Genomic DNA, 11425 nt, shown 5'->3' on the forward strand with positions numbered 1-11425 from the left:
TGTGCCGGGGATATTATTCTTCTGTGCGCTATTTGGTAATAAGGTACATCTGAAATCTTCGTGGCGGTAGACTGGGTAAGATTTGGGGATTGCTCCCCCTGCGTCGGTCTATTACTCAAGAAAGCCACTCAGCGGGGCTAACGTCACATAAATGTAATCGTCGTTACGCTCTTCAATGGTGATGGGCATATCAATGCCATTACTCAACACAGCTTTCGCGCGATAGTTTTTGTCTGCAACCTTCTTCACATCCTCCACAACAAGGCACTTCACCTCACTCCCCTTGTCTTTGAATATTGAAGTCGTGATCTCACAAGCGCTCGTCTTAAGTGTTTCGCTGTCATCTAAAACAACAGTGATGGCGGAACAACTCAACGCAACTGCAATGTATGCGAAGAACCACGCCCATCGTGTGCTCATCTTCAAGTCAGCAGTTTTAGCCCTCCCGTAAACGTAAAGAGGTGGAAAAATGAGAATCCCCAGAGCCGACCCTACAAACTGAGGTTTGGATTCGTTGCCAGCCTTAACTATTTCCTTCTGGTCGAAAATCACACAGATGATGGCAGCCACATAGAAAACGATGAGAGCAGCCACATCATTCATGGTGAAAAAGTAAATAGCCGGGAACAGGACTGGAATCGCCATGTAGAGATAGAAGTACAGATTATTGTTTTTCATTTGGTTAGTAGTCAAAGCCATCATCCTTTCATGCCGTGAAGTGAAAATCTCATGCATACACTCTAACTAGTTCTATGAATAATTTCTATCAAATCGATAATTATTTTTGATCGATTGATGTATTTTCATGGCGGCACTTACACTGAGTTAGCACTGATGACAACAAGGGGAATGAAAAATGAAAAGATATGCAGCGATACTTATCGGATTGATAATGACCTTCAGCGCTGGCGCTGGGCGTGTGACCATGAACAATCCGGAACAGTCAACCACAGGGAACGGGAAAACCTTATGTGTGTATAGCAATAGTATTTATACGTTTACTTACATCACAAAATCGAAACACTGTCCTTACATCAAGACTTTTGATACAAACGATAGTGAGTAAAATTTCTTTTTTTTTATTGGGTTACATACTGAGTACGGTCTGCGATATATTACAACCATAGGGTTGAGAACGCCTGATGTATGACTAAAGGAATTGCCCTTGTAGTGGTTCTTTTTGAGTTTATAATAAATATAAATCAGGTAGTTAAACGATTCGCATCAAACATAATTATGGCAAGACCGAAATGATGATTCTCGACTCGATCATTGTAGAAGGTTATTCTCTATAGATTAGACATAACAAAAAGGAATAGTTGAAATGGCTTCATCTGCATCTATGCTTCGCAGCGCTCTCATCGTACTCGCCAGCGTGCTGGCAACGCCCGCCGCCCTGGCGCATGCCCACCTCACAAAACAAAGCCCGGCTGCTAATGCCGAGGTAGTGGCATCTCCTCAGGCGTTGACGCTGAATTTTTCTGAAGGCGTAGAGCCGGGATTCAGCGGCGCAACCCTGACAGGTCCAAACAAAGAACAGATCAAAACGGGCAAGGCGTCACGCAGTGAGCAGGACAAAACGCAGCTGATTGTTCCGCTTGATCAAACACTTGAAGCAGGAAAATATACGGTCGACTGGCACGTTGTTTCCGTGGATGGTCACAAGACGAAGGGGCAATATACCTTTAGCGTGAAATAACCGATGCTGGCATTTACCTGGGTTGCATTACGGTTTATCCATTTTACCACGTTGATGCTGGTGTTTGGCTGTGCGCTTTACGGTGCATGGCTGGCTCCCGTTTCGGTTCGTCGTTTAATGATGCGTCGTTTTTTGCGTCTGCAACGGCATGCCGCAACGTGGAGCTTTATCAGCGCGACGCTGATGCTGGCGATCCAGGGTGGGTTAATGGGCTCAGGCTGGCGGGATGTTATCTCTACAGATGTATGGGGCGCGGTGTTGCAAACGCAGTTTGGCGGCGTCTGGTTATGGCAGATTATCCTCGCGCTGGTCACTCTGGTGGTGGTTATTATCGTACCGCGTAGCATGCCGCGACGGCTGTTGATGCTGACGATTGCGCAGTTTATTTTGCTGGCTGGCGTCGGGCATGCGACGCTGCATAGTGGTATTACTGGGGCAATCCAGCAGGTTAACCATGCCTTGCATCTGATATGCGCCGCCGCCTGGTTCGGTGGCCTGCTACCCGTACTTTACTGTATGCGAATGGCGCATGGCCGCTGGCGAGAACAGGCCATCAGCACCATGATGCGTTTCTCCCGCTACGGGCATCTTTTTGTTATCGGTGTTTTACTTACCGGTATTATGAATGCGCTGTTTATTGTTGGTTTTTCTGTTCCCTGGCACATGGCTTACGGGCGACTGCTTTTGTTAAAAGGTGCCCTGGTCATGCTAATGGTGGCGATTGCGCTGGTGAATCGGTATGTTCTGGTACCACGCATGCAGCAGGATAACCGCGGCATGACTCTCTATTTTATTTGGATGACCAAGCTGGAATGGGGTATAGGAGCCGTTGTGCTGGCAATTGTCAGCCTGTTCGCAACCCTTGAACCTTTCTGATTGATGGACTGGCGAAACGCATGAAAAAAATCATTATCTCTTTATTACTCCTGGCAAGCTCCGGAGCTGCGCTGGCTGCGCCGCAGGTCATTACCGTCAGCCGTTTTGAGGTTGGCAAAGATAAGTGGGCGTTTAATCGGGAAGAGGTGATGCTGACCTGCCGCCCGGGTAACGCGCTGTATGTCATCAATCCCAGTACGCTGGTGCAATACCCGTTGAATGATGTTGCCAGACAGCAGATGGAGAGCGGAAAAACCACGGCAAAGCCGATCGAGATTATCCAGATTGATGATCCGGCGAAACCGGGCGAAAAAATGAGCCTGGCACCGTTTGTGGAGCGTGCAGAAAAGCTCTGCTAATTGTCAGATGTAGCGCTCTGATTTCCAATAAAAAACCGCAAGGATCTCACACGAGAACTTGCGGTTTTTGCGTTTGGATGCGTAACAAACGTCCTTTTTTTCCGGCCACTTTAGTCGCGGACTGGAAAACCTGGCGCTGTCATCTATTCTTAAATGGCAGGGTAACTTAGCCTGCATTAATGCCAACTTTTAGCGCACGGCTCTCTCCCAAGAGCCATTTCCCTGGACCGAATACAGGAATCGTATTCGGTCTCTTTTTATGTGGCGAATGCGATGCCATCCAGGGCAAAACACGTCTTATCGCATGCTGCATTCTCCATAAACCATACCATACTCCTGCCCTCGATCGTCCAGGCTTTTTTACCATCATTGCTAAAATTATAACCAGGTACCCTTGTACTCTGGAGGCGACATGGGACGACCTGACAATATCTATCAACGAATCGACGGTACACAGTGGCGTCACGTCTGGGTGGTTGGGGATATCCACGGCTGCTTCTCGATACTGATGGCTAAACTGCGCCAGTACCGTTTTGATCCCTGGCAGGATCTGCTGGTTTCAGTGGGGGATGTTATTGACCGTGGACCAGACAGTTTGCGTTGCCTGAAATTATTGCGTAAACGCTGGATTGTCGCGGTCAGGGGGAATCATGAACAGATGGCGCTGGACGCGCTGGCGACGGGGGATAAATTCATGTGGTTAATGAATGGTGGCTCGTGGTATGCGCAGGCGGAGCAACCGGCAGCAAAATTCGCTCTTGAAGAGTGTTGGCAATTACCCTGGATTCTGGAGCTGCACTGTCAAAACGGCATACACGTTATTGCTCATGCCGATTACCCGGATGATGATTATCAGTGGCTAAAAAAGATCGATTTACAGCGTGTGCTGTGGGATCGTTCGAGGCTAATGAACAACGGTTGTGGGATTCGCGGCGCGGATCACTTTTGGTTTGGCCACACGCCGTTGCGCCATCGGCTGGATCGCGAGAATCTGCATTATATTGATACCGGTGCTGTATTTGGCGGCGAGTTAACGCTGGTACAACTGCAATAATCAAAAATCGCTGTATTCCTGGGCCGGGTGCCAGAAACTATCGATGTAGTCATCCGCGGGTAAACACCCTCCGTTACGAATACGTTGATCGTCCATCGATATCAGGCACTGCTGCTCAGTTTTGTAGACATCAACCACGATATCTTCACAACCGCCATCCAGGTAGCACACAAAAAGAACCAGCGTGAACATTCCATCCTCAAATGGTAAAGCCATAGCTGTAGTGTAGAAGATGTTGATAGATGAGGGAAATTAACCAAGAAATAACCCGTCTGGCGACGGGTTCTTTTTGAATCAGGCAAGGCGCATGATCCAGGCATCTGACTTACGATCGTAGTGTTCGCGAAATAGTACTGAATGTTCTCCGTTCAACAGGGCCGGGACACTGGTATCGGCATCCCAGGCATCCAGTTGCATACATAAATCCGGGTCGGATTTACACGGAATGGTTAACGTTCGGTCCCCCGGCGATTCGCCATGTAACTCGGCGTCGTCGATTTCAAAAGCGCCAATGCGCACACTGGTTTTCATCATCGTGCTCTCCGTTAATTTGCTAATTGTGGTACGACCAGTTAGGTCGTCCATTTTTCAGCGTAGTCAACGTTAGCAAAAGCGCCAGTAAAAACGTGCGTTATCCCGTAAAGAGTTTGCCATCCCGGACAAGATCGCGTGGGTAGCTATTCTTCAGTCGCGATCCAATACGTTTTGCCAGACCGATAGGCTGATGCTGGAATGTAACCAGTACGTCGTCACTCGTCGGTGTGGCTTGTGGGTAGACATCCCGGCCGCGGTACCACTCTTCAGCTTCGGCAAGCGTCAGTTCAAACGCATGGCTGTGATTTGGGTTGGCGAGCGCGATGACGGCTTCATGCTGCCAGCGGTAGCCTTTATTGTGCGTTTCGGCTAATTTGACGCCGAGTCGGGAAAAGCGGACTTTGCCGATCAGTGACTCAATTTCTGTTGGGAACAGCCAAATCTCTTTATCGCGCTGCCACAGGCGTAAATTATCTTCCCACTGCAGTCCACAAGCGCTCGCGGCTTGCGCGATAAGCGCGGACTCGCGTCCTTTCAGCGGGCTAAACGGGAAGTTACCGACTTTATACGTCGGCGCAGGTAGTGGAGGGATGGCGGCTGTTTTGCGCAAACGCGCAACGAAGAAACCTTCGCAATCATAAATTTGCGGAAACACATGCAGGAATCCTTCCGGCGTCAGGGCGCGTTCGGCATGTGGAAATAAATCGCCGAGTGGTAAAAACTCGACGGCGTCCGGGTAGGTTTCAATCAACCACCGCATGATATTTTCATTTTCGTCACGATTAAGCGTACAGGTCGAGTAAACCAACGTGCCGCCGGGGCGCAGAGCGTGAAAGGCGCTGTCGAGCAGTTCGCGCTGAGTTGCGGCAATTTCCAGATTACTTTCTGGCGACCAGTTTTTTAGCGCATCGGGGTCTTTACGCACTACGCCTTCCCCGGAACACGGGGCGTCCAGCAATATGGCATCAAATGATTCCGGCAACGCAGCGCCAAATACTCGTCCGTCAAAATGGGTCAGGGCGACGTTGGCTATCCCGCAACGGCTGATATTGGCATGCAGGACTTTGACGCGACTGGCAGAAAATTCATTCGCCAGAATGGCGCCTCGATTATTCATTTTTGCGGCAATTTGCGTGGTTTTGGAACCGGGGGCTGCCGCGACATCCATTACGCGTTCAGGGGTATTGCCTTCGGCAAACAGCGCAGCGACTGGCAGCATTGAGCTGGCTTCCTGAATATAAAACAGGCCGCTTAAATGTTCTGCTGTGCTACCTAGCGGCACTGACTCATCTTCATCGCGTTCGATCCAGAAACCTTCAGCACACCAGGGAACCGGAGTGAGAGACCAGTTGTAAGGTGCTGTCAGTGTGAGGAAATCGGCAACGGAGATTTTCAGCGTATTGACGCGAATGCTGCGGCGCAACGGGCGCTGACAGGCAGCGAGAAAATCATCGAATGAGAGCGTGGAAGGCATTGCTTCACGCATTTTAGTCAGAAAGGCGTCGGGAAAATAAGCCACTTGGTACCACCGGCAAAAAAACAGGTGCGCAGTGTAGCATAAGTGCTCCGGCGCGAGTACGCCGGAGCAAGTGGAGAGATTATCGTGGCAGGGCTGTTCCCCATTCACGCCACTCTTTCGGTTCGCTTTCGAGCAACAGGAAGTGTTTACCTGCCTGCGCTTTAGGAGCCAGCGGTGTACCTGGTGGAGTCGCGAAGGCGATGCCGCCGCGGATGAACTGATTGAAGGTACCGGTCTTCACGACACCGCCGGTCAGGCCGAAGTCAAGATTGTAGCCGGATGCCAGCCAGAACACGGAGTTGTTGCGCACCAGATGCTGATAGCGCTGGCTAATGCGCATGGCAACCATCACACGATCGGAAAGCGAGCCCAGCGTCAGCCCGGTGACGGTCCCCACTTCAATACCTCTGAACAAAACCGGGGTTCCGATATTCAGTGAACCTGCTTCCGGTGCTTCCACCACAATACTCAGACCATCGAGGTAACGAGAGTCGGTAATGGTGGCTTCCTGCAGCTCAAAATCACGGCGCGGATTACCGCGTCCGGGTTCAACGTTGATGTACGGCTGCAGGATTGTATCCAGATGCTCCACGCCAGCTGCCGAAATTTGCGGGGTGATCACGGAGAAACGGGTACCGCTTCGCGCGAAGGTCTGCACGTATTCCGGGTACAGAACCGCTTTTGCCTGCACTTCGTTACGGGCGGTGATCAGCTCAAGCGTCTGAATCTGGCCGATATCGATTCCCAGGTAGCGAATCGGCATGCCAGCAGCGAGTTTACCGGCATCGAACGCATGCAGCGTTATCTGGCCGCCTACCGCACGCGCGGCGGTTTCCGAAGCATACAGAATGCGCTTGTCGCCTTTGCGTTGGCTGGCGCTGGCACCGCTTAAATTATCGAAGCTAATTGCCCCTTTGAGCGCGCGTGAAAGGGGAGATGCCTGTACGGTTAATCCGCTGCCGTTAAGCTGAACTTTTGCTCCGCCTTCGGCCCAGAACACGCTGTTGCTGGTCAACAGGTTGCGATATTCCGGTTTAATATGCAGATCGATATCAAACGCATCGGCGCGAGGACGAACGCTGATCACTTCACCGACCTCGAATTTGCGGTATAGAACCACCGAGCCGGCCTGCACATCAGGCAGCGTTTCGGCGCTCAGGCTGACCGTGGTGGTTGGCAGATCGCTCAGGCTGTTTTCAATCGCTTTTTCCAGGTTGGCATACAGCGGGTAGCTTTTTTTCATTTCCCCCTTCGTACCGGGCAAAATACGAATGCCGCCGCTGAGCCACTCGCTGGCGCTGGCGCCAAGGAACTCCACGCCATCAAGTCCGACTTTGACGTCCACGCGACTGTTGACCACGAACTTACTGTCACCTTGCACCAGGTCACGATGCTGCGGTTCGATGGCAACGGTAAATGAAACGCCTTTGCTGGAAAGCGTGCGCTCAATCACCTGACCGACCTGTACGCCGTGGAGAATCAGCGGCTGGCCAGCATCAATACCGTAACTTTCCGGTGCGGTGAGCGTAAATGTCATGACCCCTGGATCGTGTAACAACGACTTCTCTGCGGGGATAACAACAAACTGGCTACGCGGCTCGCCTTCGCCGGGGACCAGTTCAAACGTTTTACCCGTCAGCAGTGAGCTGAGATTGGCATCGTTTAACGATAATTTAGGGCTGTGTAATTCAATCCGCGTGTTGTCGCGCAGCAGCGTTACGACGCTGGGGTCGACCGTCATTTCTCCAGTCACTTTACCGCCTGGATTTAAATCCAGTTTGGTGAGTTGGCCGACTTGTAATCCTTGATACATCAGCGATGTTGAGCCAGTTTTGAGTCCGTCCCCGCTGGGTAAGTCAAGCTTGACGATCACCCCGCGCTGGCTGTGCGCGAGATCCTGATATAAACCAAACGTGTCGTCGGCTGCGGCGGGTTTTGAGTCTTCAGGCGAATCAAAAGCAATGGCGCCATTGACCAGCGCGGCCAGACTCTCCAGTTTGATCTTCGCGCCGCTGAGGCTGACATCCGCATTCACACCGGAGACGTTCCAGAAGCGGCTGCCTTTTTTCACCAGATTGGTAAACCGACGTTCAATCAGCACGTCGATAGTTACGCCCTGATTGTTGGGGTTGATAGTGTAGTCATACACCCGGCCCACCGGAATCTTACGGAAATAAACCAGCGAACCGCTATTGAGCGAACCGAGGTCAGGCGCCCGCAGATGCAGCATCAAATCGCCATTATCCAGACGGTATTTGGGCTGCGTGTCGAGGGCAACAAAATGATCTTCTTCCTCGCCGGTTCCGGGCATCATGCCGATATAGTTACCACCAACCAACGCATCCAGACCCGAAACTCCGGCCAGCGACGCTTTCGGCGTGACCAGCCAGAACTGGGTATCTTTGCGCAGTGCATCTTTCATGCTCGATTTGATGCTGACGCGGACTTCAATTTTACGCAGATCTTTGCTGAGGTTGATATCCTGCACCGTGCCCACTTCAACGCCCTGATAACGAACGGGCGTGCGTCCTGGTACAATGCCGTCCGCGGACATGAAGTCAATGGTTACGGTATTGCCGCGATCTTCATAGCTTCCCCAGATAAGCCATCCTGCGATCATCAGCGCAATGAACGGCAGCAGCCAGAATGGAGAGATACGGCGTTTTGTTTTAATCTGCGCTTCAGTCTGCGAAGCGGGCGTTTCCTGACTCATGTGCATCCCAAAGTAAGCGGCTGTCCAGCCATTCCACAGCAAGAATAGTCAATATTACCGCCGCGCCGAAATAAAACGCAGCCGGTCCCATAGTAAAAGCAAGTATCTGATCGCGATTAATCAGCGACATGGTTAAAGCGATAACAAAGAGATCCAGCATCGACCAGCGGCCAATCCAGGTCACCATACGCAGCAGTTTTATGCGGGTACGCAATCCTTGCTCGCAGTTAAAATGGATGCTGATGAGCAACGTAAACATCACAATTACTTTGGTGAATGGCACCAGAATACTGGCGATAAAAACGATCGCCGCCACGCCGACGTTGCTGTTTGCCAAAGACATTATGCCTGACAGGATAGTGTCTTCCTGCCTACCACCGTTGACATAAATTACCGAGATGGGCAGCAGATTAGCAGGCAAAAGTAGGACAATCGAGGCCAGTAGCGCCGCCCAACACTTTTGGATGCTTTGATTCCTGCGCCAGCGCAGCGGGATATGGCAACGAGGGCAGCGACCCCGAGCGTCCGGATAACCTGTAAAGTGACAACCGAGGCAGACGCGGAGCTTTTCATCAGGGCGACGGGCTGGTCTTTGCGGGTAAAATCGGTCCCAAAGCTGCTCTACGTTGAGGTGCGACAGCGTCAAAATACTGAGGATCACCAGCGCAATAAAAGCAAACAGTCCCACACCGGGTTGCAAAAAAGCATAGTCCTGAACTTTGATTGACGCGACGCCAATGCCCACAAGATAGATATCGAGCATCACCCACTCTTTGAGCCTTTCCAGCATCAGCAGCACCGGGCGCAGGTTCATCCCAAGAATATTGCCAAACCACAGATAAGCAATTGAGGTCACGAGAATTAGCGGCGCGCCAGCGACGCAAAAAAGCACGAAAGAAGCAGTGAGGGGGTCACCTTGTCGGGTCATTTGCCAGATGCCTTGCATAACATTGGCATCAATGCGCACGCCTAATAAATAGATGTGCAGGAGTGGCTCTCCCCAGGCAAAGGGCATCAGCAGCAACATGGTGAAAGCCATTGCCGCAAGTCGCGTTAATGACCAGTCGCGTCCGTCACGAATTTTTGCCTGGCAGCGTGGGCAAAAGGCACTTTGGTGCGAACGCATTTTAGGCAAGCTAAATATCAGGTCACATTCAGGGCAGCGATGATAATGTGCACGAGGTAGTGCCTCACCGATGGACCTGATGGCTATTTTTTTAGTTGGCGTGATGCGTGGTGTCGTTAAGGCCATGTATCGCGAATCAAATTGTTGAAGTAATGTTATCTTAACTCATGACGGGAATGATCTTGAGCATTAACGCATTTAATGTTTATTTTAGTAGGCTGCAGTTTTAAGTAAGACAACTAAGTGATTACATAATGAACAAAATAGAGCTATACACGGATCTGAACCGTGATTTTCAGGCATTGATGGCAGGTGAAACCAGTTTTCTGGCAACGCTGGCGAATACCAGCGCATTGTTGTACGAGCGTCTTGCAGAAGTGAATTGGGCCGGTTTTTACCTGCTTGAGGACGATACGCTGGTGCTTGGTCCCTTCCAGGGCAAAATTGCCTGCGTGCGGATCCCGGTAGGGCGTGGTGTGTGCGGTACAGCAGTGGCGCAGAACCAGGTTCAGCGTATTGAGGACGTACATGCTTTTGATGGGCACATTGCTTGTGATGCCGCCAGCAACGCTGAAATCGTCCTGCCAATCACCGTCGAAAATCAGATAATCGGCGTGCTGGATATCGATAGCACGGCGTTTGGCCGCTTTACTGAGGAAGATGAACAAGGTCTGCGTACACTGGTGGCACAGCTTGAAACCGTGCTTGCAACGACGGATTACAAAAAATTCTTTGCGCACGTCGCAGGATAATCAACGGATAACGTAGCAATTACTGATGACGTCATTATAATGTCGCCTGTTCATGCCTGCGCTTGTTGGCTACGTCCGTTGTAATCAGGAAATTTCATGGAAAATCAACCTAAGTTGAATAGCAGTAAAGAAGTCATCGCGTTTCTGGCCGAACGCTTCCCGCAGTGTTTTAGTGCGGAAGGCGAAGCGCGCCCACTGAAAATTGGCATTTTTCAGGATCTGGTAGAGCGTGTTGAGGGCGAAATGAACCTCAGCAAGACTCAGCTCCGTTCTGCCTTACGTCTCTATACTTCAAGCTGGCGCTATCTGTACGGCGTTAAATTGGGCGCAACGCGTGTTGATCTCGACGGCAACCCTTGTGGTGAGCTGGATGAACAACATGTTGAACATGCGCGCAAACAGCTGGAAGAAGCTAAAGCCCGTGTTCAGGCGCAACGCGCAGAGCAACAGGCGAAAAAACGCGAAGCGGCTGCTGCTGCCGGTGAAAAAGAAGGCGCACCGCGTCGCGAGCGTAAGCCGCGTCCTGCACCGCGTCGTAACGAAGGTGCAGAGCGTAAACCTCGCGCTGAAAAACCAGCAGCAAAAGCACCGCGTGCTCCTCGTGAAGAACAGCATACCCCGGTATCTGATATTTCAGTACTGACGGTAGGGCAGTCTCTGAAGGTGAAAGCAGGAAATAATGCGATGGATGCCACCGTATTAGAAATCACCAAAGATGGCGTCCGTGTACAGCTGAATTCGGGTATGTCTTTGATTGTACGCGCAGAACACCTGGTGTTCTGAAACGGAGGCC

Annotated in this window: 13 protein-coding genes; 7 read left to right on the forward strand and 6 right to left on the reverse strand. The window is 51.1% G+C overall.

The features are described 5' to 3' along the window. Positions 1 to 111 precede the first annotated feature (111 nt). Positions 112 to 702 carry a hypothetical protein gene (locus SK33_RS10480; RefSeq protein WP_032939142.1) on the reverse strand — a complete coding sequence of 197 codons (591 nt, stop codon included), beginning with the start codon at positions 700 to 702 and terminating at the stop codon, positions 112 to 114. A gap of 154 nt (positions 703 to 856) precedes the next feature. Here SK33_RS10480 and SK33_RS26420 point away from each other — a divergent pair, with 154 nt between their 5' ends. The 5 genes from SK33_RS26420 (at position 857) to pphA (ending at position 3988) form a co-directional block, all read left to right on the forward strand. Further along, positions 857 to 1066, forward strand: a complete 210-nt coding sequence (locus tag SK33_RS26420; RefSeq protein ID WP_003844137.1) for a hypothetical protein — start codon at positions 857 to 859, stop codon at positions 1064 to 1066. A gap of 258 nt (positions 1067 to 1324) precedes the next feature. After that, positions 1325 to 1699 carry a CopC domain-containing protein YobA gene (gene yobA / locus SK33_RS10485; protein ID WP_003841654.1) on the forward strand — a complete coding sequence of 125 codons (375 nt, stop codon included), beginning with the start codon at positions 1325 to 1327 and terminating at the stop codon, positions 1697 to 1699. 3 nt (positions 1700 to 1702) lie between these two features. Next, positions 1703 to 2575: a copper homeostasis membrane protein CopD gene (copD, locus tag SK33_RS10490; RefSeq protein WP_003034931.1), complete on the forward strand. Its 873-nt coding sequence runs from the start codon at positions 1703 to 1705 to the stop codon at positions 2573 to 2575. Between the two features lie 20 nt (positions 2576 to 2595). Further along, positions 2596 to 2934: a YebY family protein gene (locus SK33_RS10495; protein ID WP_003034934.1), complete on the forward strand. Its 339-nt coding sequence runs from the start codon at positions 2596 to 2598 to the stop codon at positions 2932 to 2934. A 412-nt stretch (positions 2935 to 3346) separates the two neighbouring features. Further along, the gene (pphA, locus tag SK33_RS10500) at positions 3347 to 3988 is read left to right on the forward strand and encodes a protein-serine/threonine phosphatase (protein WP_003034937.1); all 642 of its coding nucleotides are present in this window, start codon (positions 3347 to 3349) and stop codon (positions 3986 to 3988) included. Here pphA and SK33_RS10505 read toward each other — a convergent pair whose 3' ends face one another. From SK33_RS10505 to yebS, 5 genes are all read right to left on the reverse strand, one after another. Then, positions 3989 to 4180: a YebW family protein gene (locus tag SK33_RS10505; RefSeq protein ID WP_003034941.1), complete on the reverse strand. Its 192-nt coding sequence runs from the start codon at positions 4178 to 4180 to the stop codon at positions 3989 to 3991. Between the two features lie 102 nt (positions 4181 to 4282). Continuing rightward, entirely contained in the window at positions 4283 to 4519 is a 237-nt protein-coding gene (locus SK33_RS10510) for a YebV family protein (RefSeq protein WP_029139506.1), read from the reverse strand. Between the two features lie 100 nt (positions 4520 to 4619). Further along, positions 4620 to 6008 (reverse strand): 16S rRNA (cytosine(1407)-C(5))-methyltransferase RsmF, encoded by a 1389-nt coding sequence (rsmF, locus tag SK33_RS10515; RefSeq protein ID WP_048218890.1) that lies wholly within the window; start codon positions 6006 to 6008, stop codon positions 4620 to 4622. 112 nt (positions 6009 to 6120) lie between these two features. Beyond that, the gene (locus tag SK33_RS10520) at positions 6121 to 8754 is read right to left on the reverse strand and encodes a PqiB family protein (RefSeq protein WP_048217915.1); all 2634 of its coding nucleotides are present in this window, start codon (positions 8752 to 8754) and stop codon (positions 6121 to 6123) included. Continuing rightward, positions 8723 to 10006 carry a membrane integrity lipid transport subunit YebS gene (gene yebS, locus SK33_RS10525; RefSeq protein ID WP_003841983.1) on the reverse strand — a complete coding sequence of 428 codons (1284 nt, stop codon included), beginning with the start codon at positions 10004 to 10006 and terminating at the stop codon, positions 8723 to 8725. Before yebS ends, SK33_RS10520 begins: the two co-directional genes overlap by 32 nt. Positions 10007 to 10134: 128 nt before the next feature. On the opposite strand from yebS, the gene SK33_RS10530 reads away from it, so the two are divergent. Further along, positions 10135 to 10632 (forward strand): GAF domain-containing protein, encoded by a 498-nt coding sequence (locus SK33_RS10530; RefSeq protein WP_003034953.1) that lies wholly within the window; start codon positions 10135 to 10137, stop codon positions 10630 to 10632. A 96-nt stretch (positions 10633 to 10728) separates the two neighbouring features. Further along, a complete protein-coding gene (gene proQ, locus SK33_RS10535) occupies positions 10729 to 11415 on the forward strand; it encodes an RNA chaperone ProQ (RefSeq protein ID WP_048217913.1) in 687 nt (228 codons plus the stop codon). Positions 11416 to 11425: the final 10 nt, after the last annotated feature.

The sequence above is a fragment of the Citrobacter sp. MGH103 genome, assembly GCF_001034475.2.
Lineage (GTDB): Bacteria > Pseudomonadota > Gammaproteobacteria > Enterobacterales > Enterobacteriaceae > Citrobacter > Citrobacter freundii.

What these genes read in the sequence shown, in the direction of transcription:
- SK33_RS10480 (WP_032939142.1), bottom strand. Translation starts at nt 702, where the DNA reads ATGATGGCTTTGACTACTAACCAAATGAAAAACAATAATCTGTACTTC.
- SK33_RS26420 (WP_003844137.1), top strand. Translation starts at nt 857, where the DNA reads ATGAAAAGATATGCAGCGATACTTATCGGATTGATAATGACCTTCAGC.
- yobA (WP_003841654.1), top strand. Translation starts at nt 1,325, where the DNA reads ATGGCTTCATCTGCATCTATGCTTCGCAGCGCTCTCATCGTACTCGCC.
- copD (WP_003034931.1), top strand. Translation starts at nt 1,703, where the DNA reads ATGCTGGCATTTACCTGGGTTGCATTACGGTTTATCCATTTTACCACG.
- SK33_RS10495 (WP_003034934.1), top strand. Translation starts at nt 2,596, where the DNA reads ATGAAAAAAATCATTATCTCTTTATTACTCCTGGCAAGCTCCGGAGCT.
- pphA (WP_003034937.1), top strand. Translation starts at nt 3,347, where the DNA reads ATGGGACGACCTGACAATATCTATCAACGAATCGACGGTACACAGTGG.
- SK33_RS10505 (WP_003034941.1), bottom strand. Translation starts at nt 4,180, where the DNA reads ATGTTCACGCTGGTTCTTTTTGTGTGCTACCTGGATGGCGGTTGTGAA.
- SK33_RS10510 (WP_029139506.1), bottom strand. Translation starts at nt 4,519, where the DNA reads ATGAAAACCAGTGTGCGCATTGGCGCTTTTGAAATCGACGACGCCGAG.
- rsmF (WP_048218890.1), bottom strand. Translation starts at nt 6,008, where the DNA reads ATGCGTGAAGCAATGCCTTCCACGCTCTCATTCGATGATTTTCTCGCT.
- SK33_RS10520 (WP_048217915.1), bottom strand. Translation starts at nt 8,754, where the DNA reads ATGAGTCAGGAAACGCCCGCTTCGCAGACTGAAGCGCAGATTAAAACA.
- yebS (WP_003841983.1), bottom strand. Translation starts at nt 10,006, where the DNA reads ATGGCCTTAACGACACCACGCATCACGCCAACTAAAAAAATAGCCATC.
- SK33_RS10530 (WP_003034953.1), top strand. Translation starts at nt 10,135, where the DNA reads ATGAACAAAATAGAGCTATACACGGATCTGAACCGTGATTTTCAGGCA.
- proQ (WP_048217913.1), top strand. Translation starts at nt 10,729, where the DNA reads ATGGAAAATCAACCTAAGTTGAATAGCAGTAAAGAAGTCATCGCGTTT.